Source organism: Plantibacter sp. Leaf1 (genome assembly GCF_001421315.1).
Taxonomy (GTDB): domain Bacteria; phylum Actinomycetota; class Actinomycetes; order Actinomycetales; family Microbacteriaceae; genus Plantibacter.
Window position 1 is genome coordinate 110,922 of sequence record NZ_LMJX01000001.1, and the last position, 26,838, is coordinate 137,759.

18 protein-coding genes and 1 pseudogene are annotated in these 26,838 nt (G+C 66.5%); 13 read left to right on the forward strand and 6 right to left on the reverse strand.

The genetic code is table 11. From position 1 onward, the window contains the following. Positions 1–257 precede the first annotated feature (257 nt). The 9 genes from ASE44_RS00430 (at position 258) to ASE44_RS00470 (ending at position 11,048) form a co-directional block, all read left to right on the forward strand. Complete coding sequence (locus ASE44_RS00430; protein WP_235522510.1) at positions 258–1,655, forward strand: sugar transferase; 1,398 nt, start codon at positions 258–260, stop codon at positions 1,653–1,655. Next, positions 1,655–2,800, forward strand: coding sequence for a glycosyltransferase (locus ASE44_RS00435; RefSeq protein WP_056776391.1), 1,146 nt, complete (start codon positions 1,655–1,657; stop codon positions 2,798–2,800). The genes ASE44_RS00430 and ASE44_RS00435 overlap by 1 nt, the downstream gene beginning before the upstream one ends. After that, the gene (locus ASE44_RS00440) at positions 2,797–3,750 is read left to right on the forward strand and encodes a glycosyltransferase family 1 protein (protein ID WP_056776394.1); all 954 of its coding nucleotides are present in this window, start codon (positions 2,797–2,799) and stop codon (positions 3,748–3,750) included. The genes ASE44_RS00435 and ASE44_RS00440 overlap by 4 nt, the downstream gene beginning before the upstream one ends. Beyond that, positions 3,747–4,817: a glycosyltransferase gene (locus ASE44_RS00445; RefSeq protein WP_056776397.1), complete on the forward strand. Its 1,071-nt coding sequence runs from the start codon at positions 3,747–3,749 to the stop codon at positions 4,815–4,817. Before ASE44_RS00440 ends, ASE44_RS00445 begins: the two co-directional genes overlap by 4 nt. A gap of 5 nt (positions 4,818–4,822) precedes the next feature. Further along, positions 4,823–6,157: an O-antigen polymerase gene (locus tag ASE44_RS00450; protein ID WP_162235717.1), complete on the forward strand. Its 1,335-nt coding sequence runs from the start codon at positions 4,823–4,825 to the stop codon at positions 6,155–6,157. 100 nt (positions 6,158–6,257) lie between these two features. Then, on the forward strand, positions 6,258–7,196 hold the full coding sequence (locus ASE44_RS00455; protein ID WP_082455560.1) for a hypothetical protein: 939 nt from the start codon (positions 6,258–6,260) through the stop codon (positions 7,194–7,196). A gap of 56 nt (positions 7,197–7,252) precedes the next feature. Then, a complete protein-coding gene (locus tag ASE44_RS00460) occupies positions 7,253–8,158 on the forward strand; it encodes a glycosyltransferase family 2 protein (RefSeq protein ID WP_082455562.1) in 906 nt (301 codons plus the stop codon). A gap of 155 nt (positions 8,159–8,313) precedes the next feature. Then, on the forward strand, positions 8,314–9,567 hold the full coding sequence (locus ASE44_RS00465; protein ID WP_082455564.1) for a polysaccharide pyruvyl transferase family protein: 1,254 nt from the start codon (positions 8,314–8,316) through the stop codon (positions 9,565–9,567). Next, positions 9,564–11,048: a lipopolysaccharide biosynthesis protein gene (locus tag ASE44_RS00470; protein ID WP_056776411.1), complete on the forward strand. Its 1,485-nt coding sequence runs from the start codon at positions 9,564–9,566 to the stop codon at positions 11,046–11,048. Before ASE44_RS00465 ends, ASE44_RS00470 begins: the two co-directional genes overlap by 4 nt. Before the next feature lie 80 nt (positions 11,049–11,128). Here ASE44_RS00470 and ASE44_RS00475 read toward each other — a convergent pair whose 3' ends face one another. Further along, a complete protein-coding gene (locus ASE44_RS00475; protein WP_157579738.1) occupies positions 11,129–12,385 on the reverse strand; it encodes an acyltransferase in 1,257 nt (418 codons plus the stop codon). A gap of 121 nt (positions 12,386–12,506) precedes the next feature. Then, positions 12,507–14,585, reverse strand: coding sequence for an acyltransferase family protein (locus tag ASE44_RS00480; protein ID WP_056776416.1), 2,079 nt, complete (start codon positions 14,583–14,585; stop codon positions 12,507–12,509). Between the two features lie 450 nt (positions 14,586–15,035). On the opposite strand from ASE44_RS00480, the gene ASE44_RS00485 reads away from it, so the two are divergent. Continuing rightward, positions 15,036–16,796: an alkaline phosphatase family protein gene (locus ASE44_RS00485; protein ID WP_056776420.1), complete on the forward strand. Its 1,761-nt coding sequence runs from the start codon at positions 15,036–15,038 to the stop codon at positions 16,794–16,796. A gap of 24 nt (positions 16,797–16,820) precedes the next feature. Here the strand turns inward: ASE44_RS00485 and ASE44_RS00490 are convergent, their stop codons facing one another. Continuing rightward, a complete protein-coding gene (locus tag ASE44_RS00490; RefSeq protein WP_157579739.1) occupies positions 16,821–17,177 on the reverse strand; it encodes a hypothetical protein in 357 nt (118 codons plus the stop codon). A 165-nt stretch (positions 17,178–17,342) separates the two neighbouring features. Between ASE44_RS00490 and ASE44_RS00495 the strand changes: the two genes are divergently transcribed. Both ASE44_RS00495 and ASE44_RS00500 read left to right on the forward strand, forming a co-directional pair. Beyond that, positions 17,343–18,953: an HNH endonuclease signature motif containing protein gene (locus ASE44_RS00495; RefSeq protein WP_056776424.1), complete on the forward strand. Its 1,611-nt coding sequence runs from the start codon at positions 17,343–17,345 to the stop codon at positions 18,951–18,953. Between the two features lie 221 nt (positions 18,954–19,174). Continuing rightward, the gene (locus ASE44_RS00500) at positions 19,175–20,704 is read left to right on the forward strand and encodes an LPXTG cell wall anchor domain-containing protein (protein WP_056776427.1); all 1,530 of its coding nucleotides are present in this window, start codon (positions 19,175–19,177) and stop codon (positions 20,702–20,704) included. A gap of 417 nt (positions 20,705–21,121) precedes the next feature. Here ASE44_RS00500 and ASE44_RS00505 read toward each other — a convergent pair whose 3' ends face one another. The 3 genes from ASE44_RS00505 to pta all read right to left on the reverse strand — a co-directional run bounded on the left by ASE44_RS00505 (position 21,122) and on the right by pta (position 25,901). Then, positions 21,122–22,216 carry a hypothetical protein gene (locus tag ASE44_RS00505; RefSeq protein ID WP_056014349.1) on the reverse strand — a complete coding sequence of 365 codons (1,095 nt, stop codon included), beginning with the start codon at positions 22,214–22,216 and terminating at the stop codon, positions 21,122–21,124. 265 nt (positions 22,217–22,481) lie between these two features. Continuing rightward, entirely contained in the window at positions 22,482–23,720 is a 1,239-nt protein-coding gene (locus ASE44_RS00510; protein WP_056776431.1) for an acetate/propionate family kinase, read from the reverse strand. 12 nt (positions 23,721–23,732) lie between these two features. Beyond that, positions 23,733–25,901 carry a phosphate acetyltransferase gene (gene pta, locus ASE44_RS00515; RefSeq protein WP_056776434.1) on the reverse strand — a complete coding sequence of 723 codons (2,169 nt, stop codon included), beginning with the start codon at positions 25,899–25,901 and terminating at the stop codon, positions 23,733–23,735. A gap of 448 nt (positions 25,902–26,349) precedes the next feature. On the opposite strand from pta, the pseudogene ASE44_RS18655 reads away from it, so the two are divergent. Continuing rightward, positions 26,350–26,838, forward strand: a pseudogene (locus ASE44_RS18655) (hypothetical protein); the annotation flags it as partial.

The following is a 26,838-nucleotide window of genomic DNA, read 5'->3' on the forward strand; positions in this document are numbered from 1 at the left end:
GGCTGGGGGCCAATCGCTAAAAGGAGGACAGATGTCGGGCATCTCGACCGCTATCCTCGGCAACAGGATGGATACATCCGCGTATCGAACCACGAAGCTCTTCCCTCGTCACCCGTAGTAATTACGTGTCCCACCACGGAGACCGCATGTTGTCGCAGCCTTCCGTGCCGCTGCCAACGACGCCCGCGAGCACTGCCCCCGACCCAGCTCGCCCTGTCGCGCGCGATTGGCGACGTGTCTACGCGCGCCGACTCGCGGTGACCGACGCGATCGTCCTCATCTGGATCGTCTTCGGCACCCAGCTGTTCTGGTTCGACTTCGACCAGGAGACGACGTCGGTCGGTTTCGACATGGCCCGGGTGGTCGTCAACTACACGGTCATCTCGATCACGCTCATCGTCGCGTGGCTCGTCACCCTTCGCATCTTCGGCACCCGCGAGTACCGCGTGGTGGGCAGCGGCAACGCGGAGTACCGGCTCATCGCCGACGCGAGCATCCGGCTGTTCGGCATCATCGCGATCATCGCCTTCCTGGTGAAGCTCGACCTTGCTCGCGGCTACTTCCTCCTCGCGTTCCCCCTCGGCATCCTCGTCCTCCTCCTCTCGCGGTGGATGTGGCGGCAGTGGCTGTCGGTGCAGCGCGCGCACGGGCGCTACGCATCACTCGTCCTCCTCGTCGGCTCGGCCGAGTCCGCCGAGCACATCGCCAAAGAACTGACCCGCAACACCGATGCCGGCTACCGGGTGGTCGGCGCGTGTGTACCGACGGGCAAGATCGGTGGAACCCTCGGCGACACGGGCATCCCCGTGTCCGGCACGGTGGACACCGTCCTCGAGGCGATCGCGGTGACGCGCGCGGACACGGTCATCATCACCAGCTCCGACGAACTGACGCCGGTGCGCGTGCGCGAATTGAGCTGGAGCCTCGAGCCCGGACGCCAGCACCTCATCGTCGCGCCGAGCCTGACCGACGTCGGTGGCCCACGCATCCACACGCGACCGGTCGCCGGGCTGCCGCTCATCCACGTGGAGACCCCGCGATACGAGGGCCGCAAGCGGTTCTCGAAGCGCGCGTTCGACATCCTCGGTTCCGGTGCGATCCTCCTCGTGGCCTCGCCCATCCTGCTGGTCGTCGCGCTCCTCGTGAAGTTCACCAGCCCCGGTCCGGTCCTCTACCGGCAGGAGCGGATCGGTTTGAACGGCGAGCCGTTCCACATGCTCAAGTTCCGCTCCATGCGGGTGAACGCCGACGCCGAGCTCGCCGCGCTCCTCGAGCAGCAGGGCACCAGTGACCGCCCGCTCTTCAAGGTGCAGAACGACCCCCGCCTCACGCGGGTGGGCGCGACGCTCCGGAAGTTCTCGCTCGACGAGTTCCCGCAGCTCATCAACGTGTTCCGGGGCGACATGAGCCTCGTCGGCCCACGCCCGCAGCGTGAGGGCGAGGTCGCGCTCTACGACTCGGCGGCCAAGCGTCGCCTCATCGTGCAACCCGGCATGACCGGCCTCTGGCAGGTCAGCGGCCGTTCCGCGCTCAGCTGGGAGGACGCGATCCGTCTCGACCTGTACTACGTCGAGAACTGGTCCCTCACGGGCGACGTCATCATCCTGTGGCGCACGATCCGGGCGGTCGTCGCGCCCGGCAAGGAAGCCCACTGATGGCGGGTCTCATCGTCCACGAGTGGATCGAACGCCACGGGGGTTCCGAGAACGTCGTCGACGCGATGGCCGCCGCGTATCCCGACGCCGACATCCACTGCCTCTGGAGCAACGCCCCGGACCGCTTCCCCGGCCACACGGTGAGCGAGTCCTGGCTCGCGCGCACCCCGCTCCGCAGGAGCAAAGCGGCGGCCCTGCCGTTCATGCCCCTCACCTGGGCGCGCACCGACGTCTCGGACGCCGACTTCGTCCTCATCAGCTCGCACGCCTTCGCGCACCATGCCGGAGGACGACAGCCCGTCGACGGCCCAGAGCGCTTCGTCTACGTGCACACGCCGGCCCGCTACCTCTGGGCTCCGGAACTCGACGTCCGTGGCGGGAACCTTGCCGCTCGCGCCCTCGCACCGGCGCTGCGCCGGGTCGATCGCAAGCGCGCGCAGGACGGGGCGACCTTCGCCGCGAACAGCGACTACATCCGGCAGCGGATGGAACGATCCTGGGGTGTCGAGGCCGAGGTCATCCACCCGCCTGTCCGCGTCGAGTACCTGCAGAGGGTGCCGTCGTGGGCCGATCGGCTGAGCACCGCGGACGCGTACCTGTTCTCGACGCTCCCGACGGACTACGTCCTCGGCGCCTCGCGATTCGTCGACTACAAGCGTCTCGACGTCGCGATCCGAGCCGGGGAACTGGCCGGGCTGCCGGTCGTCCTGGCGGGCGCCGGCCCGCAGCACGCCGAGTTGCAGGCCCTCGCGGACGCCGCCTCGGTACCCGTCATCATCATGACGCGGCCGAGTGACGAGCTCCTCTTCGCGCTGTACGAGGCCGCATCCCTCCTCGTGTTCGCGGCGATCGAGGACTTCGGCATCATGCCGGTCGAGGCGATGGCGCTCGGCACCCCGGCGCTCGTGCTGTCCGAGGGCGGCGCTTCGGAGAGCGTGCTGGCCATCGACGGCGGGGTGGTCGTCGATGCGCTCGACGACGCGACGCTCCGCGAGGCCGTCGAGCGTGCACTACTCGTCGACATGGCACCCGCGCAGGACCGGGTGAACGCCCTCTTCGGATCGGCCGCCTTCGCCACCAAGCTCACGAACTGGGTCGGACATCCCGTCTCCGCCAGTGGTACCGATCGGACCGTCGCCTCATGATCCTCGCCGACACCAGGTGGAGCGGCGTCCACGGTATCGGTCGCTATGCGTTCGAAGTACTCCCACGGCTGAGCGTCGAGTGGTCGGCGCTCCAGGTGGGCGGCAAGCCGTCGGACCCCCAGGACTTCCTGCGGGTGCGCCGCACGCCGGCCGGTGAGACCATCTACTCCCCCGGCTACAACGGCTTCCTCGCGCGTTCGCCGCAGGTGGTCACCGTGCACGACCTCATCCACCTGCACCCGACCACCGGTCGCCGCGCCGTCTACCTCGCGCACTACTCGACCGTCCTGCGGCCGATCATCCGCCGCAACCGCCTGGTGCTCACCGTCTCCGAGACGTCGAAGCGCGCGATCGAGGAGTGGGTGGACGACGACCGCGTCCGTGTGGTGAACGCCGGCAACGGCTTGTCCGAGGCATTCCACCCGGGCGACACCCCGGCCACCGCCGACGGGGCCCCCTCCTTCCTCTACGTCGGGAACCTGCGGGCGCACAAGAACGTCGATGTGGTGTTCCGGGCCCTGGCGCGCGTCCCCGATGCCCGGCTCGTCGTGGTCATGAACGACCGCGACGGTGCGGTGCGTCGCGCCACCGAGCTCGGTGTCGCCGACCGGGTCGAGGTGCGCAGCGGGCTGTCGGACCCGGAACTCGCCGAGCTGTACCGTGGCGCCGTGGCGACCGTCTTCCCGTCGCTTGTCGAAGGGTTCGGACTCCCCGCGGTCGAGAGCATCGCGTGCGGCACACCGGTGATCTTCTGGGAGGGGTGCGAGTCGATCGCCGAGATCTCGAGTGGGCAGGGGTTCCCGGTCGGTGACGCATACGACGACGTCGCATGGGCAAAAGCGATGGAGCAGGTACTGTCTGAACGCCCCAGCGCGGTTCCTCTCGCAGCGTCCTACAGCTGGGACCGGACGGCCGAGCTCGTGTCCCGGACGTTGGAGGAACAGTCATGACGAAGCCTCTGACGATCGCATTCGTCAGTCACACCGACGCCTCGGGATCATTCCGCGTCGGCAGCCACCACCTTGCTCGGGAGCTGTCCCGCCTCGGCCATCGGGTCCTGCACCTTTCCACGCCGGTCTCGCTCGTCCACCGAGTCCTCAGGCGGGGGGAAGCGACTCGCGACGAGGCCTCGCTTCAGGGAATCACCACGGACTCGGATGGCGTCATTCACCTGGTGCCGCGGACGCTCGTCCCCGCCGGTCTCGCACCGCTCTCGTTCGCGCGGATCTTCTCGAAGGCCTTCGGCACACCCCGAATCGACGTCGCGTTCGTCGACCAGCCTACGCTCTGGTCGAGCGAGCTCAGACGGCTTGCGATGACCGTCGTGTACCGCCCGACGGATCTCTACGAGAGCGGCGTTAAGGCACGATTCCAACGTGCAGCCGTCATGGCCGCCGATCGCGTCGTCGCGACGTCGGGTGCCGTCCTCACGGCGCTCGACGTGCCAGCCGCAACACCCTCACTGGTGCTGCCGAACGGCGTGGAACTCGCCCGCTTCGCAAACCTCGACGAGGTTCCCCGCCAGGACCGAGCGGTCTACATCGGCGCACTCGACGAACGGTTCGACTGGGACGCCGTCCGGGAGATGGCTGTCGAAGCACCAGGGTGGGCCTTCGACGTCTTCGGGCCAGGACGGCCTCCGCAGGCACCTCTCCCCGCGAACGTCGTCTTGCACGGTCCGATCAGCTATGACGACATCCCTGAGCAACTGCGGAGTGCTCGTGTCGGGCTCCTGCCGCTGTCCGACGCCCCCGTAAACCGCGGGCGGAGCCCTATGAAGTTGTACGAGTACCTTGCGTCGGGGCTCGCCGTTGTCACCCGAGAGACTGAGGTGCTGCAGAGTAACCCAGAGTTCGGGGTGTACGGATATGAGACCGCCCGAGACGCCGGCAAGGCCATCATTGCCGCGGTGTCGGTGATCATGCCAAATAGGCATGGTATGGCGGCCGCAGCCGAGGAAGGTTGGGCTGGAAAAGCCCGCAAGCTGCTCGACTTCACCCTGGAGGCACGACGATGACCGCCATGACCGACCAGCTGAAGACGTCGCATCGCCGCCGCAATGCTGCACTACCGTTAAGCACTACTTTGCCGTTCGCAGAAGGGAAGGAGGCCAGCGTGTTGAGGCGTCTCCTCACGAACCCGCTTTTCTACCTGCTGGCCCCGGTAGTCGTCAGTGCCCTAGTCTGGTCCGTTCCCGGAACCTCGGACCAGCTTCGCGGGTTCACTCAGCGCGCGGAAGGCACGTTTGAGGGCTGGCTCCTACTCGCCTGCTTCTATCTCGTCACTGCATTCGCCGTCTGGTTGGGCTTCCGGCTCGGTGTCCTGGCCGGCCCGAGCGAGCGTCTCATCCAGGCGACCAGCACAGAGCGGTTCGACCGTCGGTTCTCCCTCACGCTGTCCGCGTTTGCCACCGTCGGAGTGCTGTACTCCTTGTACCTCGTGCAGCAGCAAAACTCGATATTCGAGGTGCTAGGAGCCACTCAGGGAAACCAGCTCAAGGAGTCGATTGGCGGCTCCGCCGGAATTGCAACGCTGAGGTACACCGCCGCGATCTCCGCGCCGGTAGCCCTGTACGTGTGGCGCTTCCGCTCCGGCCGATTGAGCCTAGCTATCTGGAACGTCCTCCTCCTCGTCGCAAGTGCCCTATTCTCGAGTCGCCTGTCATTTATCATGGCCGTCGTCGTGCTCATCTTCATCGTGATCAACCTGAGGAGCGGAATCCGGTTCAAAGCGGTGCCCGTAGCAATCGCCGGGGCAGTCGTCTTTGGTGCACTCGTCGCATTCAACTACTTCCGGAATGCAGGTTTCTACGAGAATCTCGGCATTACGGACCCGATCTCGATGAACTTCTACCAAGTGGCGGCCTACCTCGGTTCACCTTTTCAAGCCTCGCTCGGTGTCGCCGACGGCATAGCAAACGGCGGGTTCCGACAACCCGTGGATGTGGTGTCGTCCGCAGCTATCGTGGTTCCAACTTTTCTTCGGCCGGAGAAGTTTGGTTCCTACGGGTCTTTCGACAGCGTTGTCCAGGTCGCGTCCAACCTCACGACGAACTCTGCATTCGCCGACACCTACGCGGATTATGGATGGTGGGGGCTCGCCTACGTGATCGCGACGCTGTTCCTCGGGAGCATGCTCGCCGGGTACGTGTCGCAGTTCCGGTCCCTGGTGATCGTCGCCGGGGCGGTGGTTGCATACGGCCTCGCGGAGGTGTGGCGGATCTTCCTCTTCGCCCAGGGGCTCGTGCTCTACCTCCTGATCGCTGTATTCGCCGCAACAGTCTTTGGTCTCTTTGGCAGCTCGATCCGTCAGGATTCGCGCGTCATCTTGAGAGGACCCGACCGCATTGCCCGATGATCAGAGCGCCGGAGCACCCGGGCGAGGGTCCCGTCCCGCCGAACGACCGATTAGAGTTCTGCTCTCCGTACGCAGGTCCGCCACCAAGATCAATCCTTTCGTGACCTTGCTTGTCGAAGCCCTCCGAGCGGACGGCCGCGTCGAGATCGACTTTTTCTCGTGGCCTACGGCCTTCTCCGGTCGCTACGACGTGTTCCACATCCACTGGCCCGAAGCGATAACTCGTGGGCCGAGCCGATTTCAGCGAGCCGCGTCGCTCGTCCTAAGTTCGTTTCTGCTCCTCCGCCTACGCCTCGCCAGGACGGGCGTGGTGCGGACCGCGCACAACCTGACCCCGCACGAGTCCGGTTGGCCGGGAGAACGTCAGATCCTCTCCGCTTACGACCGGGCGACCAGCGAGTGGATCACGATGAACCGGCACACTCCCGTCCCCACAGACGGCCACCGATCGGTGATCCCGCACGGACATTATCGCGACCGGTACCAGGTACCGACGCCCGCCTCAAATTCCAGCCGCACGCTGCTCTATTTCGGTCTCGTACGCTCGTACAAGGGCGTCGATACGCTCTCGGCTGCCTTCTCGACAGCTCCGGCGCTCACCGACTTCCGACTCCGCATCCTCGGCAAGCCAGATCCCTCCGGCATCTCTCCGGACCTGCAGCGGCTCATCGACGACGATCCGCGCATTGAAGCTGATCTCCGATACATTCCTGAGGACGTCCTCGCCTCCGCGATCTCCGATGCTAGCCTCGTCGTTCTGCCTTACCGGAAGATGCACAACAGTGGCGCAGTCCTCCTCGCCCTATCCTTGAACACTCCTGTCCTCGTGCCCGACAATCCGATCACGCGCGACCTCCGCGAGGAATTTGGCGGGGACGTGGTGAAGCTCTTCCAGGGCGAGCTGACAAGCGACGCGCTGAGTTGGGCAGTCAAAGAGCTCGACGATAGCGCTCTCGTCACGCCGATTGATATGACGTCGCGGGACTGGACCACGATCGCGCAGTCCCATGTCAGCGTCTACCGAAGGGCCAGCTCATGACGACAAAGATCAACGCTGTGCGTCACGCTACACCGATGATGGGTTAGGAGAATTTGATGCATGCCCTTATCGCTGTCGCGAGTTTCCGCAGACCAAATGACCTGCATGTGCTGCTGGATTCGCTGCTCCAATCCGAGGCCAAATCGCAGCACACCATGGATATTCTCGTCGTCGACAACGATCCGACAGGATCGGCCGAACAGACCGTTGCCGCCTTCAATGGAACTGTCCGATACCTACTCGAGCCGCAACCAGGGATCGCCGAGGCGCGCAATAAGTCCCTCGCCTACTTTGCAAGTGAAGGCGACTACGACGCAATAGTCTTCGTCGATGACGATGAGTACGTCGGCGCGCCCTGGTGGGATGTGCTCGCAACCGCGGCAGTGAATACAGATGCCGGGGTAGTGACCGGCCCGGTCACGTCGATTTTCCCGGACGAAACCCCTGGATGGATTCGCCGGGGCGGCTTTATGCAGCGCGAGGGACATCGAGACGGCGAACGGCTGACGGCCGCAGCGACGAACAACACCCTACTGAAGCGAGGGGCCTGGGCGCGGGCAGGCTCTCCTCGTTTCGACCGCTCCTTCTCGTCAACCGGAGGCAGCGACGCGCGATTCTTTGCTGATCTCCTCGCCGCGGGTGTGACAATCGAGTTCTGTCTCGATGCGGAGGTGTTCGAGCCGGTCCCCCGGGATCGCATGACACCAAGGTGGGTGGCCCGCCGTGCGTTCCGGAACGGCGTCGTTTTGGCGCGGATTGGCGTCACCAAACGGAGCGGACCGCTCACCTTCGCACACGGCGGCTACCTTGCGGTGACCGGGTTGGGCCTTGCAATCGTCGATCTTGTTCGCGTCCGTGGGTTGCGGGCGAGGTCCTTCAACCGAACACTGAACGGCATCGGCGTCATGTCGTCCTTGCTGGGCGCACGGGTCCACGAGTACCGACGGGAACCGAGCGCATGACACTCGAACAATTGACGCCACACCAGATCAAGGAAGCCAATATGCGCGACACCAGCATGAGCCTCATGCGCGAACGCCTCAGCGGTTGGCGGAGCGGCTCGACCGCCGCGCACCAAGCCCCCCTCAACAACTCAAGCGATCGGTAGGGCCCGCCCATGGATCTGTTGTCCCAGATGAAGCACCGCCTCGTGGCAAGTCGCGTTTTCTTCGCCGCCGAGCGAAGGCTGTCGCAGTTGCTCGCAAGACGGTGGAGAGCCGGCGCGCCCGAGGCGACCCACCCGCCAACCCATCTGCTGTTGGCCGCTCCAGGAAGCGGTAGCGTCGGCGACCAAGCCATGTTCGAAGCGTTCGTGGAAGGCGTCACCGGCGATGTCCTAGTGATCGTCCGCTCGCCTGAGACTCTCCTCCGCATGCGACCCGAGTTCGAGGAGCGTGTCTCCGTCCTCGTCTTGCCGGAATTGTTGTATGGGTCGACCCGTTCGTATCTGCGCGACCTCCGCGTCCTCGTCGGCCGCTTCGCGACCGGGATTTCGTTCTCGGTGATCGGAGCCGACATCATGGACGGCGCATACAACGCACGCGCGTCGAGCCGTCGGTTCTGGTTGGCCGCTTTCGCCGCACAATCCGGGCTCTCCAGTCGAGTGCTCGGGTTTAGCTGGAACACGCATCCCGCGCCCAGCACTCGCGATGCTGCGCGCTGGGCCTCGCGTTCGGTGGACCTCCTGGCTAGAGATCCGCGGTCGGGCGAACGCCTGCGGGCCCTCGGAGCGCAGAACGTACACGATGTCGCCGACCTGGCGTTCCTGGTTCCGACTTCGGCGACCGTGCCGGAGCACATTGCAACCTGGTTGAGCATACAGCGAGACCTCGGCCGGAACGTTGTCGTCGTGAACGCCAACTACCTGCTCGAGAAGGAGATCAATCAGGTGGGGATCATGTCGACGCTGATCAGCTCGCACCTCTCGCAGAGCACCTCGTTCGTCCTCCTCCCCCACGACTCCCGCAAGGCTCCGAGCGACGAGACCTTGGCCGCCGCCATCTCAGCCGCCGCAGGTTCCTCCGACCATCTGCTGCTCGTCGATCGCGTGCTGATGCCCGACGAGGTCGTTGAGCTGACATCGAGGGTCGATTTCGTTATCACGGGGCGGATGCACCTCGCGATCCTCTCGGCGATCGCGGGGACCCCCGCCATCGCTATCTCCTACCAGGGCAAGATCGAGGGTTTGTATCGGAACCTCGACCTGGACTGCTTCCTCACCACCGAGGGCGACTTCGCCCGAGCCCTCGAGGCCCAGTACCAGCGGGTGTCTGCCAACCTCGCATCAGTTCGGGCGCGGATGATTGAGCGAGTGCCGGCCATGAAGTCGCTGGCGGAGGAGAACTTCACTGGTCTGCGAGAGCAGGGTTGAGTACGCCGGAAGTCCCGCCTGCAACAGAGCCGCCGGCGCGCTCGCTCGGCTCGATCGCGGCGCGCGGCGCGGTCACGACGATCACCGGCCAGGTTGCCCGGATCGCGATCCAGCTCGGTGGGTTGCTCATCCTCACCCGGCTCCTATCTATCGAGGACTACGGAGTCTTCGCCATGGTCACGGTGGTGATCGGGATCGGCGAGGTCTTCCGCGACTTCGGACTCTCGACCGCGGCCGTCCAGGCGTCGACGCTGTCGCGCTTCGAACGGGCCAACCTCTTCTGGCTGAATGCAGCCCTGGGACTGGCGCTGGCGTTGGTCGGTTTCTTCGCGGCACCGCTGGTTGCCTTCCTCTACGGCGATGACCGGCTGCTCCTGGTAATGCAGATCCTCGCATCGACGTTCCTACTCAACGGGCTCTCAGCCCAGTACCGGGCCGACTTGAACCGATCGTTACGGTTCGCCGCACTCGCGACGGTGGATGTCACGGCCGCTGCTCTCGGGCTCGGCACGGCCATCGCGCTGGCGCTGCTGGGCTTCGGGTACTGGTCGCTCGTGGCCCAGCAAGTCGTCTACGCGCTGCTCGCCCTCGTCCTCGTCGCGGTCCTGGCGGGCTGGTTTCCGGGCTGGGTGAGCCGGAAAACGTCCATCCGGCCGCTGGTCACTTACGGTTCACACCTCGTCGTCTCGCAACTCATAACCTACGTCGGGAGGAACGCCGACACCGTCGTCCTCGGCGCCCGCCTCGGCGCAGCACCCCTCGGTCTGTACAACCGTGCGTTTCAGTTCATTCTGCTCCCGTTGAACCAGATCAACGCGCCGGCGACGAAGGTGGCGGTTCCCGTCCTCTCCAGACTCAAGGACGACAAGGAGCGTTTCGATTCCTTCATCCTGCACGGCCAGACAGTGCTCCTCCACGTGCTCGTCGCCGCCTTCGCCTTCGCGGCGGCCGTCGCCGAACCACTCATCGTACTGGTCCTCACCGAGAAGTGGGCACCGCTCGTCCCCATCTTCCAGGTGCTCACCGTGGTCGGCGTTGCCCGAGCAGCCAGCTACCCCACCTACTGGGTAGCGCTCTCCAAGGGCCTCACGAAGGTGAGCATGCGGCTGTCGATCGTCTCTGCTCCTCTGCTCGTGCTCGCCGCGTTCGTCGGATCATTCTGGGGGGTGATGGCCGTCGCCGTCTCGGTCGCCATCGTCACGCTCGCGCTCTGGCCCATCGGGCTCTGGATCTACGGTCGCCACTCCGATGCACCGGTCAAACGCTTGTTCGTCAACGGATGCATCGCCATCCTCGGCTACGGCGCCTGTGCACTCGGGGCATTCCTCGCTATGTTGCCGTTCGGGCAGCTCATCGAGATAGCGCGGTTGGGTATAGGCCTTGGCGGCTACGCGATCACGTTCGCGCTCGTCCTCCTCGTTTGGCCCACGTTCCGTAAGTCGGTCATCTCCGTCATCAAGAGCAGGTCGTTACTCCGCTGAACAAGCGATAACGCCGAGTATGCGACCTCTATTGACCACACCGGACCAGCTCACCTTGCGTCGGGTTCATATCATTGAGTTCACCTCGCGGAGGGGACGATTGGCGCGCGGGTGCTCTTCTTGAGGCGGAGTGCGGGAGCCTCGACGAGGTAGTAAGTTGCCGTCGCGAGCGCCATGCTCACCAAGAAGACGATCACACAATTGCCGACGAGCCCGAGCGGTGTATCGGGGAGAACCAGACCTCTGTCGCTCAGCAACCAGATGACCGGTACGTGCCAGAGGTAGAAGCTGTAAGAGACGAGACCGGTATAGCGGAACGGGGTCAACTCCAACGCTCGCGAGACGGCCGAATGCTGGCCGCGCCCATTGGGAAGAACCACTACGAGGAGCAGAGCGCCGCAAGCGACGCCGACGAGCGAATCCGTGAGGAAGCGCCCGAGCCCGCTGAAACCGATCAGCGCGAACGAGACCGACACCCCGATCGAAACGCGGACGATGACCCGGATGGTCTCAGGGCGGATCTTCTTCGTCTGCGCCAAGACCACGATGACGGCTGCGATCATTCCGTAGGCGAACAGGTCGGCGTGGACCAGAATGCTGCGGTTGAAGACCGAAATCCAGTTGTCGCCCCACTCAAGCGCGAAGTGCAGACGCTCCGGATACGACTTTGCGATCATCGCAGAAACGACCTTGCCGCAGACACCGAGCCCGATGAGTAGCAGCGGTGCGCTTGCCAGGGCGAGGAGGGTGCGGTTCCACCGGTTGCGAATCGACCCGGCCAACAGAGCTAGCAGCGGCAGCAGGATGTAGAAGGTGAGCTCGACGCTCAACGACCACGCGACACCGATACCAAGCCGGTTCGTGTCCGGGAACATCGTCTGAACCATGAGGAGGCTGGCAATGAATCCCGCTGGGTCGTGAAGGAATCCGATACTTGCGTCGGTTCGACCGAAACCGTCATCACCCCATGTGGGAGCTTGGGTGTTGGCTGCGCCGATCACGAAGCTCACGAGCACGAGGATGACGATGTAGCCGGGGTAGATCCTCAACAGCCTGTTGATGGCGTACTTGCCGGTCGCCGGCCGAGCGGTCCCGTTAATCAGCGCTGCCGCGAATGGCCTGAAGAGCAGGAATCCGGACAGCGCGAAAAACAACGTCAACCCGTGACTGGTGAAACCGATAATCCTCTCCCACGGGCCGCTGACCGCTACCTGGCCCAGCTTGCCCTGCACGTGGGTGACCATGACTGCAACTGCAGCGAACGCGCGCAGTCCCTCAATCCCGAGCAGGCGACGCCCCCAGGACGGAGCTGGGGCACGTTTCCAGAGTCGGGTCACGTTTCGACAGTAGCGTCAGGGCGCATCGGACATCGGTCGATGAGCGCAGCCGCGGGCAAGCTGAGCTTGGTTACGTCTTGGGCACGGCCTCGAGCTACTGCGGTCAGGCGACGGGTCGCCCTCACGCGGCCGCCTCAAGCATCTGAGAAAGCCATCCGTCCAACAGCGGCACGAGCGACTCGCTGTACTCGACGGTCAGGTGAGTCCGGTCACGTCGCACGACCGTGCCGTCGACGACCGCGGGACACACGCCATCGAGCGTGCAGAACCAGGCCGCGGTGTCGATAACCGTGGCACCGAACGGTCGCGCCGCCGCCGAGGTGGTCGACAGGTTAACCAGCCATTCCTTCGAGACCCCGGTGCCGCAGTCGGCGGGTCCGTTGAACCGGTTCGCGCAGACCGCCGTCTCCGGGCCGTCGACGGGCGGGGTCAGGATGGCCACCGGCGCGACGGATGAAACGCGCTCCAGCGTTTGCGTCCACCCCTGCGCCAGGGCCTCTTGTGGCTTGAGGGTTGAACCTGGTGCGAGGTTGAAGTCGCGTGCGGAGGCCATGAGGATGAGGTCAGGTTGCAGGCGCTGCACTTCGTCGAGCACCTGGCTACGGAAGTCGTCGCACTGTGAATAGACAGAGCCGTCCGTGGACAGGACGGTCATTTCAGCTGCGGGGCACCCGGGTTTCGCGAAGATGCGGAGGGTGAAGTCCATCTTCGTCGCGAGCTTCCGGAGCGCCGACGAATACGTCATCGCGATCGAGTCCCCCACCAGGACGACGGACCGTGAGGCGGCTGAGTCTCCAACTACACACGAGTTGAGGTCACCGACTCTTGATGTCCAGCAATTCAACATCGTATCGGGCACGATGGGGCCGAGTGCGTCGATCGCCGGACTGACGTCGTTCCAGGCGGCCGCATCAACAGATTCCTGGATCAAGCTCTGCAACACGTCGACTCGAACGGCGACGGCCGCGGGCTCGTCGGCCGGGCGTTCAAAGGCCTCGGTCGGGGGCTGGACAGCTGCGCGTGTCGCGATCGAGGCTCCTCCGACGAGCACTGCTGAAGCGAGAACGCCGACCGCGAGCATCGCGGTACTGCGCAGCACCCACGGCCGCCTCGGCGTTGATCGGCTGCCTCGCTGGAGCCACGAGGACTGCAACACCGCCTGTTCAACGAACCGGTAGGAGAGGGCGGATAGCCCGAGGGTCAGGACGAGGGCTACGGCTATGGCGACCGCCTTCGATGGGATGGTGCTCCTCGCGATGACGATCACAGGCCAGTGCCAGAGGTACAGCGAATAGGAGATACCGCCGAGGTAGCTGATAGGTCGGCTCGTCAGCAACGGAATCCGGAGTCCGCCGTCCTGGCCCGTACCCGCTGCGATCACGAGGAGGGTACTGAGCATGGGGAGGATCGCCGCGGGGCCCGGGAACGCCGACTCCGGGTCGATGACCCACACGGACACGACGAGCCCCACGAGCCCGAGGCCAGCCATGACTATCCGAACCTTGTGCGGGACACGCGTCAGGGACACTGCGCCGATCGCCAGTACGGCGCCACCGGCGAACTCGAACGCCCTCGAGGCGGTCGAGAAATACGCAGCCGTTGGAGCGACGTTCGTCTCGAAGCATGCCCATGCCAACGAGAGCAAGCCGACCGCTGCGGCGGTCAGACCGATCGCCAGGCGTGGTCTGCGAACCTTGGCGGCGAGCACTCCGCCCAGCAGGATGACAAACGGCCAGACGATGTAGAACTGCTCCTCCACCGAGAGCGACCAGAAGTGCTGGAAGATCGATGGTGCAGAGGAGGCGAAGTAGTCGGTGCCGGTCACCGCGAACGCGATGTTGGAAACGAACAGCAACGACCATAGGCCGTCCAGGGCGTACTGATTCGCCTGCGACGTCCAGAAGAGGACATACGAGGCCATGAGGACGACGACGACAACAACCACGGCCATCGGGAGGATCCTTCGGGCTCGCCGCTGATAGAACTTGCGAAACGAGATCTTGCCGGTTGCCAATCGTTCGTTCACGAGGTGCGAAGTGATCAAGAAACCGGAAATAACGAAGAAGATATCCACGCCAATGAATCCGCCTCGGGGACTCCCTGGCAGGCGCTGCAAGAGTGCGGCGTGATCCAGGATCACGAGGCCGACTGCGATCACTCGCAGCATCTGGACGTCGACTCGGAAGTTGGCGCGCGCCATGAGTTTTCTCCTAATCGGCCGCTCAAGCGACGATCGCGAATTTGAAAGGTCAGAATTAAGAGAACGTTGGTGGAACGGGACAATCTGCGCCAGTGACGCGCGATGCAGTGGATCGCGACAGACCGCTGCGTCGTGACGAGCCGGATCACGATTTGCGTTGCTCAAGCCTCAGCGCACATCGCTGACAGTATTCAAACACGTCTGGCTAACGTGCGGCGGAAGCAGGCCGATGACGCACTGTGTTTCCAACCATGTGAAGGCGTGAGCACGTTCAAGTGTCGAGCGACAGGGAACACGGAGCGTCCCGTAATCACTCCTTGCAGCGACGCGATTGGCAAACCTTCAAGAGGGATTTTCGTTCGGCTTGCGCTCAGCGTCTACGCTAGATTCAACGGACAAGTGCGCCGCTCGGTTCCAGCGCGGTATTGCTCCGCTAGCGGGGAGGCGTAGATGGTCAGGAACGACAGCGACGCAAGACCTGCAGACGAAACCCCCGCTCCCCGCCGCAAACGCCCCGCGTCCCGCCGTGACTTCTTTCGCGCGGCAGGCTTCGGCGTCGCCGGCCTCGCGGCGGGCGGCGCGGTCGCCGGGGGCATCGCCGCCGCTACGGCCGCCAACCCGCAGGAGGATTACGGCTTCACCCCGCTCCCGAAGCGCAGCGAACCGGGGTTCGACCACGTCGTGGTCGTGATGTTCGAGAACCGCTCCTTCGACCACATGCTCGGATGGCTCTACCCCGCGGGTGGTGAGCCGGCCGGACAGACCTTCGACGGTCTCGCCCAGGGCGACTACAGCAATCCCGGCGAGGCGGGTGAAGCGGTCCCGGCCCACGTCTACAGCGGTCCGACCGATCAGATCATGGCGCAGCCCGACCCGGACCCGGGCGAGTTCTACCCACACGTCAACACCCAGCTGTTCGGCACGATCGATCCCGAGAGCAACGGCGACCTCCGCAACCCGCTGCAGCCACCGTGGAACCTCCCGGCCGACACCTCGGCGCCCACGAACGACGGCTTCGTGAAGGACTACATCGTCAACTCCACGCTCGCTCGCGGCCGGAAACCCACGCCCGAGGAGTACGCGGTGGTGATGGGTGGCTTCTCCCCCGAGATGTTGCCGGTGCTCTCCACCCTCGCCAAGCACTTCGGCGTGTACGACCACTGGTACGCGGCGGTCCCGTCGCAGACCTTCTGCAACCGCTCCTTCTTCCACGCGAGCACGTCCCACGGCTACGTCACGAACATCGAGGGCGACGGCATCGGCAAATGGTTGAGCGCCCCCGCCGTCCCGACCGTGTTCAACCGGCTCGAGGAGGCCGGCAAGACGTGGCGGGTCTACTACGACGCGCAGCAGGTCGTCTCGCTCACCGGCCTGCTCAGTGCCCCGTCGATCGAGCAGTACTGGAAGAGCAACTTCCGCAGCATGGAGCAGTTCCACGAGGACGCGGCGAACGGCGACCTGCCCGACTACGCGTTCGTCGAGCCGCGCATGGTGTTCGACCACAACGACATGCACCCGCCGGTGGTGCGGCCCGACAACCCTGGCCGGGACGACGCCGATCCGGAACTCGACTCCGCCTACTCCGACATGCGTGCCGGCGAGCAACTGCTCGGCGAGGTCTACACGGCGGTCAAAGACGGGGCGTCGACCACCGGTTCGAACGCGATGAACACCGTCCTGCTCGTCACCTTCGATGAACACGGCGGGATCTACGACCACGTCGCCCCGCCCAAGGCGACGCCGCCGTCCGGCGAGCCCGAGGCCGGCGAGATGGGGTTCGGCTTCGACCGATTGGGCCTCCGAGTGCCCACCATCGTCGTCTCGGCGTACACGAAGGCCGGCAGCGTCATCAACGACGAGATGCACCACGGCTCCCTCATGAAAACGCTCGCCGAACTGCACGGCCTCGACCCGCTGACCGAACGCGACCGGACCGCCACCAGCATCTTCAATGCGGTGAACCTCACGACGCCGAGGCAGCCCGTCCTGTGGCCGACGGTGACGCCCGCCTACGTCCCGCCGAACCCCGAGGCGAACGCACGCACCGATCGGGAGAAGGACCGCAAGCGTCCGCTGACGCCACCGGCGCTCGGCCTCATCGGCATCCTCCTCGCGAAGTACGAGCCGGGTGCTCCACTCCCCGACAACTACGCCGACGCCTACGCGGTCCTCATGAAGCACGGGGACGGGTTGTTCGGCACGCGGGACTGAAGTCGGCGAGCCTGCCGAGGCCTCTCAAAAAGCGACGTCGGCCACCAGCGGGAACTCGGTGATCGGGTCGTCTCCGATGGGGGCCAGCTCCAGGTACGTCGGGCGATCGTCGTCGATGAACAGCAGCAGGAACGCGTCGTCGGTGCTCGCCTCGAGCACCGTCCTGCGGCTCGGGCCCGCACTGTCGGCCTCGTCGCTCGGCGCCAGTTCGATCGAGGGGCAACTCCCGCACCCACAGGTGCCGTGCACCTTGGCCGCGGCGACCTGCCCCGCCCACCGCTCCCGGTCCGACTGGGCGATGGACGCGTCTGATCCGACCGCCGAGCCGCGAGCGATCAGGGCGAAGAGCAGGTCTCGCTCGCGAGCGGTCAATGGGCGCACCCCTCGAGTGTAGGCGAGCGACCCGTGCTCCTCTCGGCGTCGGCGGAATGCGCCCGATCGGCCTCGAACCACGGCACGGAGACGACAAACGTTGCCTAAAAGCACCAGGTCAGCGCTGAATTCCGCCGAGACTCGAATGTCAGTGGCTCATGTTTGGATGAATCCATGTCCAGCAGCCCACGCGTCCCCCTCGGCCCGGTCTCGGTCGACCCGATGGGTGCGCTGAGCGAGACGATGTCGGACCTCCTCCGCACCTGGTCCGGGGCGCTCGACCCGATCCGCCCAGGCGACGACGCCATCGAGCAACTCGCCGGCATGAACGACGCCGGCGTGGTCCGCGTCCTCGACCAACTCGGTGCAGTGCAGCACGTGGTGGAGGTGCTGGCAGCACGGGTGATGGGATCGGTCGCTGAGCGTTCCCGGGCCGGCATCGTCGGTCACGATCCACTGGCCCGCAGCCATGGATACGCGTCGCCCGCGGTCATGCTCTCCGAGCGTTGGCGCATCCCTCGCGGACGCGCCGCCACGATCACCTCGGTCGCCCAGGCCATCACCCCGAAGCGTGCCCTCACCGGCGACGTGATCGAATGCGACCGCCCGGAGATCGCCGCCGCAATCGAGCCCCGGCCGGCCGTCGCCGGCGCCAACGCCTGCGAACAGCTGTCCGCGACCGACACCCCGACGTGCACGGTCGACCACGACGGCGTCGACCCGACAGACCAGCCGCGTCTTGTCCGCTCTGCCCTGAGTATCGACGGCGCAGGCGCGCTCCTCCGCGAACTGCGGCTCGTCAGCTCAGCTGTCGACGCCGACCGGGCGCACCTGGCCGTGAGCGCAGGCATCGAGCACTGCGACGGCGCACCGCTCGCCGAGGTCAACAGCCTCGCCAGGCTCGTCCGCACGAGCCTCGACCAGGACGGCCCCGTACCCCGCGAGATCGCCCTCCGCCGGCAGCAGCGCTGCACCCTGCGGGAGCTCCCAGACGGCATGACCGAGCTGCGCGCGTTCCTCGCTCCCGAGGCCGCAGGGTGGGTCCGAGCCACCATGGACGCCGTCGTCGGCAAACAGCTCCGGCAGGTCCGGTTCGTCGACCAGACCGCCAACGAGGCCGGCACGGAAGACCCGAGTGCAGTGCAGCCGTCGGCGGACCCGTTCGACGACGCCTACGTCCCGGCCGCAGAGATGCCCGACACCCGCACCATGGATGAACGACGCGTCGAAGCCCTCGTGGAGGTGTTCCGCCACGCAGCCGGCTGCGAGGCAGCGGTCACGGAACTCGCGCCGGTCTCCCTCATCATCCGCATGGACGACGAAGACCTCGTCGACGACAGCCCCTGGTCCGACGGCAAGGCCTTCATCGACGGGGTCTCCGAGCCCATCACCGCCGCAACCGCCCGCCGCATGGCCGCGGACGGCCGCATCATCCCCATGGTGCTCGGCGGGCCGTCCCAGGTCCTCGACCTCGGCGTCGGCACGCGGCTGTTCAGCAAGGCACAGAAGGTCGCACTGGCCGAACGCGACGGCGGCTGCGCCTGGACCGGCTGCACCCATCCACCGTCGTACACCGAAGCACATCATCTGCAGTGGTGGTCCCGCGGCGGACCGACCGACCTCAGCAACGGCATCCTGCTCTGCGGATTCCATCACCATCGCATCCACAACGACGGATGGGAGGTCACCGTGCGCGATCACGTGCCCTGGTTCATCCCGCCTGCCCACGTCGATCCCCACCGCATTCCGCGGCGGGGCGGTAAGCCGCGGCTGCGGGTCGCCTGACATCGGCGACCCCCGATGTTGCACATGCGGTCAGCGCACAGATCCCGCTCCGGTGCCCTCCGATCGCCCGACGATCACCATCCGACATGCGGGCGGCCTCCTGCGCATTCCTCCTGGACACGGACCGCGACATTCCTGCAGATTCCATCCAATCCACCTGTGTCCCGGCTCCGAACTCGAATCACGCAGCTTTGCGCATCCAACGAAGGAGCAATCGCACAATGACGTCACCGCTCTCACGATCACTCGCAGCACTGGGCGTCATCGCCCTCAGCGCCGCGGGTGTCGTCCTCACCGGCATCCCCGCCCAAGCCCTCCCAGCATCCGCAACCATCGCCGCACCCGACTGCACCGTCCCCGCAGCCGCGACCGTGAGCATCACCGTCAGCAACGCAGCCGACGACGCCACCGACCTCACCTACAAGATCGTCCAGGACTACGGCACCGTCCTCTTCGACAACGTCACGCTCGCCCCCGGCGAGAGCGACGACTACGTCATCCCCGTCCTCGAGGACGCGTCGACACCACTCCAGGTCATCGACGTCACCGGGGGCGTCATCGCCGGCGCCGTCCAGACCGCGAACTGCACACCCAACGCCAGCCCAGCGGCGGTCGCGACCATCGGCGAGGCCAGCTGCCTGCTCCCCTCCGGCGGCATCATCCCGCCCTCCCCCGGGTTCCTCTGGACCTTCGACAACTCCGCCGGCGTCGGTCCTGCCGACTACGAGTTCGTGAAGAACGACACCGTCGTCGAAAGCGGCACCCTTGCCGCCGGCGAGACGCGAAGCTACGCCGCATCCCTCACCCCGAACGAGAGCGGCACCTCCGCGATCCGGTCCGTCGACGCGGCCGGCGACCCGGTCGTCCTCGCCAGCTCCACCTTCGACCTCGACTGCGAACCGGGCCCGGCACCGACCGGCGCCGTCAGCGACGCATCGTGCGAGATCCCGACGGGCGGCATCCTCGTGCCCACCATCCCCGGCGTCGAGTACACCTTCGACAACTCGCTCGGCACCTCCGACGCACCGTACGCCTTCCTCGACGGCGACACCGTCGTGGAGAGCGGCACCGTCGTCGAGGGCGACACCAGGGTCCGATCCTGGTCGCTGACCGAGGACCTCGAGACCGTCGTGCAGGTCGTCACCGAGGACGCCGCCGGCCAACCGGTCGTCCTCGACGCGAAGACGGTCACGCTGGACTGCCTCGCCAACACGCCGACGATCGTCGCGCCCGCCGCCGACGCGGTCGTGACCACGCCCACGACCACCATCAGCGGCACCGGCGACGCGGGCGAGACCATCACCATCGTGATCACCCCCGCCACTGATGACGCCACAGCAGCCGAGACGGCCGCTCTGGACGAGTCCGACGTGTCCGCCGCTGCGGTTGCGGTTCCGGCCACGCTGACCACGACGGTCCAGGCCGACGGCACGTTCTCCCTCGCGGTCGAACTCGCCGACGGCGCGTACAGCGTCTCGGCCTCGGCCACACGGGCCGCCAGCGCCAGCGGTGTGGTCCCGGAGAGCACCTCGCCGTTCTCCGCGCCGACCGACTTCGCGGTCGCGATCGCGGCACCGGTCACCCCGCCGGCTGGCGGTGGCACGACGGTCACCCCCGTGGGATCCACCGGCGGTGGGAACGGTCCGCTCGCGAACACCGGCGTAGAGACGGCCACCTTCGCCGGACTCGCCGCAGTGCTCCTCCTCATCGGTGGAGCCGTCACCATCCTGGTCCGGCGCCGCACGGCCTGATCGACCAGGCGGCACGACCGCCGATCCGAGACCCGCCGGGAGCACGATTCGCCCGGCGGGTCTCATCGTGCCGTCGAGGGGGGCCGTCCACGACCGGCAAGACGATCCAATCCGGTCTCCCGGCTGCTCCGAAGCATTCATTCCGGTCGTTTTCGTGACCCGAATGCGCGAACGGCCGTTTGCATCACCCGGTCCACCCCGACCGCGGTCGATGCGGCAGGGCGGAAGGCAGCAACGGAGCTGCACTCCGCCCGCCACACCTCGCCCAGACGCCGGCCCCTTCGGCATGCCCCGGGACCGGGATGATCGTGCAACCCTTCGACAGGCTCAGGGACCGGGGAGGGCCCGGGGCAGCACGAAGCCCCGCCGTCGACCGGAGTCGATGACGGGGCTTCGCAGGATGAGACGAGGCGGTGACTAGGCCGCGACCTGCGCGCCCTTGCGGCGAGCAGCAGCGACCAGCATGCCGGCAGCACCGAGGAGCAGCAGCGCGGCAGCGCCACCGACGAGGACACCCGAGTCCGAACCGGTGTCAGCCAGCGTCGGAACGACCGGAGCACCAGCAGCGACCGGGTCAGCGATGACGGCGATCGAGTCGGCAGCGACCCGACCAGCCGTGTCCGTCACCGAGAAGGTGTAGGTACCGACCTGGATGCCTTCACCCTCGAGGGTCAGACCCTCGGCGACGAAGCCACCGTTCTCGTCGGCGATGACCGTGTTGGCACCGTCGGCCGAACCGAAGATCTCACCGTTCGGGTCCGTCACAGCGATCGACAGGGTGTCGCCAGGCGTGAAGCCAGCAGCCGTCACACCGAAGCCGGCGCCACCGGGACGCACGTCGGAGAAGAAGATCGTGTCCGGGGTGACCTGCACGCTCGGGACTGCAGCGACGGGAGCCACGAAGGAGTACGTGTCGTTGAGGTAGGTGATCGACTGGACGACGTCGTCGCTGCCAGCAGTGGCCTTCACACCGAACCCGAGGATCTCGTAGTCGTTGCCGATCGCGGCGCTGATCTCTTCGATCGAAACGGGCGTGTTCGCGGGGATGCCCGGCAGGTCATCCGTGCTCGCCTGCCACGGCGGTCCGGGGATGTTCGCCGGGCCCGCGAGCGAAGCGCTCACGGTCGTGGTCGAGTCCACGTCACCCGGAATGACACGGACCTGAACCTGGAAGTACGCAGCATTGAGCGACGAGACGAAGTTCGCGGACGTCAAGAGCGTCTGGAACGAGATCGTGGCGGGCTCCGGAGCGTCGTACGCGTACATGATCTGCGAGTCGCCGGTGAGCACGAGCCCAGCGTCGGTGATCTCGGCAGGCGCGCCAACCTGGTCGGCCGGGAGGGCCTCGTACCAGCCGGTGGCGGTAGCGGGGTCGATGCTGCCCTGGAGCTCGTCCGGGGTCACCTGGTAGTCGAACGCAGAGGCAGAGCCCGCGACGAGGAGGGTGGATCCGGCGACAACTGCGAAGCCGGTGGCGAGAGCCGCAATGCGGCGTGACGTCGTGATTTTCACTGAGAGGAGAACCTTCGTTTAGGGGTCCGATAGGCGCGATGCACCTGTTGGTTCTCTGACACTAAGGGAACTCACAGCGAAACTGAATTAGGGGAACCACTGATTTTTGCGCGAGGCCTCGAGGAGGGTGCGGGAATCCGGACGTCGAACCCCTTCGACAGGTTCAGGGACCAGAGGTCGCGTCCAGGACAGCAGCGCCCCTCGACAAGCTCAGGGACCGCATGGGGTCGTGGAGCCCTTCGACAAGCTCAGGGACCGGGGGTCGCTAGGCCAGGGCGGCGACCGTCTGGCGGGCGATCTCGAGTTCCTCGTTCGTCGGGACGACGAGCACCGTCACCGGCGAATCGTCCGTCGAGATGACCCGGATGCCACGCGCACGCTCCGCGTTGCGCTCCTCGTCGAGGACGATGCCGAGCCCCTCGAGCCCCTGCACCGCACCGGCACGGATCTGCGGCGCGTTCTCGCCGACGCCGGCCGTGAACACGACGACATCGAGACCACCGAGCACCGCGAGGTACGCACCCAGGTAGTGCCGCAGGCGGTGGACGGTCACGTCGAGCGCGAGCTGCGCCGCCTCGTCACCGTTCGACGCCGCATCCGTCACGTCGCGCATGTCGCCCGTGCCCGACAGGCCGAGCAAGCCGCTGCGACGGTTGAGCAGGGTGTCGAGTTCGTCGAAGCCGAGCCCCGCCTTCCGGTGGAGGTGGAACAGCACCGCCGGGTCGATGTCGCCCGAGCGCGTGCCCATCACGAGGCCTTCGAGCGGGGTCATGCCCATCGACGTATCGACCGAACGGCCTCCGTCGACGGCGCACGCCGACGCCCCGTTGCCGAGGTGGAAGACGATCTGCTTCAGCTCCCCCAGCGGGCGCTCGAGATAGGCGGCCGCCGCCTCCGACACGAACTTGTGCGAGGTGCCGTGGAACCCGTACCGACGCACCCGGTGCTTCGCCGCGAGCTCCGCGTCGATCGCGTAGGTGTACGCCGCCGCCGGAATCGTCTGGTGGAACGCGGTGTCGAACACGGCCACGTGCGGCACGTCCGGGAACGCCGCCTGCGCGGCCGTGATGCCCTGCAGGTTCGCGGGGTTGTGCAACGGGGCGAGTTCCGAGATGTCCTCGATGTTGATCTTCACCAGATCGGTGACGACGGTCGGCTCGAAGAAGCGCTTCCCGCCGTGCACCACCCGGTGCCCGACGGCGATCGGCGCGTGCTCCTCGAGCGACGGACCGTGCTCGGCGAAGGCGTCGAGCATGACGCGGAACCCGGCCGTGTGGTCGGGGATCGCCCGCTCGATGATCCACCGCTCCTCGATGGGCGTCGCGTCGTCGTCCGTCTCGCCCGAGCTCGTGTCCTCATACGTCATCGCGCGGTGCTCGGCCGCGCCCGTCGCGTCGCCGATGCGTTCGACGAGCCCGCTGGCGAGCGTCCGCTCCGTCTCGACATCGATGATCTGGTACTTGAACGACGAGGAACCGGAGTTCACGACGAGGACGGTGGGCATGTGCGTGTGGACCTATTCCTGCTCTTGCGCCTGGATGGCGGTGATGGCGACCGTGTTGACGATGTCCTGCACGAGGGCGCCGCGCGACAGGTCGTTGATCGGCTTGTTCAACCCCTGCAGCACCGGCCCGATGGCGACGGCACCGGCCGAACGCTGCACCGCCTTGTACGTGTTGTTGCCGGTGTTGAGGTCGGGGAAGATGAACACCGTCGCGCGCCCCGCGACCTGCGAGTCGGGCATCTTCGTCGCGGCGACCGCGGCGTCGGCGGCGGCGTCGTACTGGATCGGGCCCTCGACGAGGAGGTCGGGGCGACGCTCCCGGACCTGCCGAGTGGCCGACCGGACCTTCTCGACATCGGCGCCCGCACCGGAGTCTCCGGTGGAGTACGACAGCATCGCGATCCGCTGCTCGATCCCGAACTGCTCGGCCGTCTCGGCCGAGGAGATCGCGATGTCGGCCAGCTGAGCGTCCGTCGGGTCGGGGTTGACCGCGCAGTCACCGTAGACGAGCACGCGGTCGGCGAGCGCCATGAGGAACACACTCGACACGACGGAGACGCCGGGCTTGGTCTTGATGATCTCGAACGACGGGCGGATGGTGTGCGCCGTCGTGTGGGCGGCACCCGAGACCATGCCGTCGGCGAGGCCGAGGTGCACCATCATCGTGCCGAAGTAGGAGACGTCGGTGACGGCGTCGTTCGCCATGTCGATCGTGACGCCCTTGTGGGCCCGCAGGCGTGCGTACTCCTGCGCGAACTTGAACCGCAGGACCGCGTCGAACGGGCTGACGATCGTCGCCTTGCTGAGGTCGATGCCGAGCTCGATCGCCCGCGACCGGACCTCGATCTCCTCACCGAGGATGGTGAGGTCGGCGACCTCGCGGGCGAGCAGCGTGCCTGCGGCGCGCAGGATGCGGTCGTCGTCGCCCTCAGGCAGGACGATGTGCTTCCGGTTCGACCGGGCCCGCTCCAACAACCCGTACTCGAACATGAGTGGCGTGACGACGTCGGCGCGTGCGACGTTGAGCAGCTCGAGCAGCAGCGGTGCGTCGACGTTCTGTTCGAACAGCGCGAGCGCGGTGTCGTACTTGCGCTGCGAGTCGGCGGCGAGACGGCCGCGGGTGTTCATGACGCGGACCGCCGTGTCGTATGTGCCGAGGTCGGTGCTGACGATCGGCGGGATCTCGCCGAGGCCAGAGATGAGCTCCTCGACGGCCTCGGGCAGCGGGAACCCGCCGTTCAGGACGATGCCGGCGATCGACGGGAAGGTGTCGGAGGCGTTCGCCATGAGCGCGGCCAGCAGGACCTCGGTGCGGTCGGCGGGGATCACGATGACCGCGCCCTCCGTCAGCCGCGGCAGCACGTTGACCATCGACATACCGGCCACGACGACGCCGAGCGCCTCGCGGGTGAGGAGTTCGGCGCTGCCCTTGACGAGGGTGCCGTCGACGGCCTCGAGGATGCTGTCCATCGTCGGCGCGATGAGGAAGGTGTCCTCCGGGATGGCCCAGACGGGGACCATCGCGGCACCGGCCGCGTGACCCGCCGGGGCGACGACGGACGCACCCGAGGAACCGTTCGGGTGGATCGCGTCACTGATCGCCGCCGTGATCTCGAGCAGCTTCTCGGGGTCGGCGCGGTTCGCGACGACGGCCAGCAGCTGGGCGTGGGCATCGGCCAACTCACCGAGTGCGAGCTCCGCGATGTTGCGCATGTCGTCGGGCGTGCGCGCGAGCGATTGGCCGAGCTGCTCCCCCGACCCCTGGCCGGCGCGGCCGCCGAGCACGAGGAGGACGGGCGCACCGAGGTTCGTGGCGATCCGGGCGTTGTAACCGAGCTCCGTCGGGCTGCCGACGTCGGTGTAGTCCGAGCCGAGGATGACGACGGCGTCGCACTGCGCCTCGACATGCTTGTACCGCTGGACGATGCGCGAGAGCGCCGCCTCGGGGTCGGCGTGGACGTCGTCGTAGCTGACGCCGATGCAGTCCTCGTAGGAGAGGTCGACGCCGTCGTGCTCGAGCAACAGCTGCAGCACGTAGTCGGGTTTCGTCGTCGAGCGCGCGATGGGCCGGAACACCCCGATCCGCTCGATCTGATGGCTCAGGGTGTCGAGGACCCCGAGGGCCACCGTCGACTTCCCGGAGTGTCCTTCGGCAGAGATGATGTAAATGCTTCGCGCCACGGGTTCCAGCCTACGGGGAGGGGGTCCGTGGGGGCTGGGTAACCGCACAATGTCGGGTTGCACGGGGGGGCTGTAGCAGCGGATTCGGCCCAGGGCAAGCCTGGACTTCCGCCGCCATGAATGGTGCGGCCGATGCGCCCTGCGGGAATGGTCAGCAGTGGAACCGCTGACACGATCGACAACCGCGACATTCCGCCGAAGTGGCCACCGATCCCCGCGCTACACCCGCGTAGCGGTACGCTGATCAGGCATTTTTGTCGATCAGCCGATTTCCGCTAAAGGACCGACAGCGCTCTGGAGACTGTTGGCTTCTCCCGCAGGGCGACCGACATCCGACGGACGCCCGGTCCGGTCGTATCACCCGTCCATGAAGACGGACGCCCTGCACAGTCGCAGGCGGCAGTCCTGCCGGACGCCCCAGCCCCATCCTCGAACCCAAGGAATGCTCTTGTCACGACACCTGTCCTGGCGGAAGGCACTCGCCGTGCCCGCCGCCATCGCTCTTGCCCTCGGCGGCGCGGTGCTCACCGCAGCACCGGCCTCCGCTGCCGAAGCCGGCCTCACGGTCACCGCGCCTGCTCAGAACTCCACCGTCGACTCCCGCACGGTCACCGTCACCGGTTCCGTGTTCGGCGGCTCGACCGTCATCGTCTACGCCGCGGACGGCACCACCCCGCTCGCTCGGACCAACGTCGGCGGCAGCTTCGGCCAGCCCATCGACTACAGCGTCCAGCTCCCGACGTACGCGGACGACGCAACCGTCGCCCAGAACATCAAGGTCGGTGGTCTGTTCGGCGGCAGTGGCATTCCGCAAGTCCCCGTCGACTTCTCCCTCCCGGCCGTGGCCCCCGTCTTCTCGGTCACGAGCCCGACGGAAGGCCAGGAGCTGGACTCTCGCACGGTCACGTTCACCGGTACCGGCACCGACGGCTCCACC

Coding starts and splice junctions, on each gene's coding strand:
- ASE44_RS00500 (WP_056776427.1), top strand. CDS start 19,175: ATGACGTCACCGCTCTCACGATCACTCGCAGCACTGGGCGTCATCGCC.
- ASE44_RS00460 (WP_082455562.1), top strand. CDS start 7,253: ATGCATGCCCTTATCGCTGTCGCGAGTTTCCGCAGACCAAATGACCTG.
- ASE44_RS00465 (WP_082455564.1), top strand. CDS start 8,314: ATGGATCTGTTGTCCCAGATGAAGCACCGCCTCGTGGCAAGTCGCGTT.
- ASE44_RS00440 (WP_056776394.1), top strand. CDS start 2,797: ATGATCCTCGCCGACACCAGGTGGAGCGGCGTCCACGGTATCGGTCGC.
- ASE44_RS00435 (WP_056776391.1), top strand. CDS start 1,655: ATGGCGGGTCTCATCGTCCACGAGTGGATCGAACGCCACGGGGGTTCC.
- ASE44_RS00510 (WP_056776431.1), bottom strand. CDS start 23,720: ATGCCCACCGTCCTCGTCGTGAACTCCGGTTCCTCGTCGTTCAAGTAC.
- ASE44_RS00480 (WP_056776416.1), bottom strand. CDS start 14,585: ATGGCGCGCGCCAACTTCCGAGTCGACGTCCAGATGCTGCGAGTGATC.
- ASE44_RS00445 (WP_056776397.1), top strand. CDS start 3,747: ATGACGAAGCCTCTGACGATCGCATTCGTCAGTCACACCGACGCCTCG.
- ASE44_RS00450 (WP_162235717.1), top strand. CDS start 4,823: ATGACCGACCAGCTGAAGACGTCGCATCGCCGCCGCAATGCTGCACTA.
- ASE44_RS00485 (WP_056776420.1), top strand. CDS start 15,036: ATGGTCAGGAACGACAGCGACGCAAGACCTGCAGACGAAACCCCCGCT.
- ASE44_RS00495 (WP_056776424.1), top strand. CDS start 17,343: ATGTCCAGCAGCCCACGCGTCCCCCTCGGCCCGGTCTCGGTCGACCCG.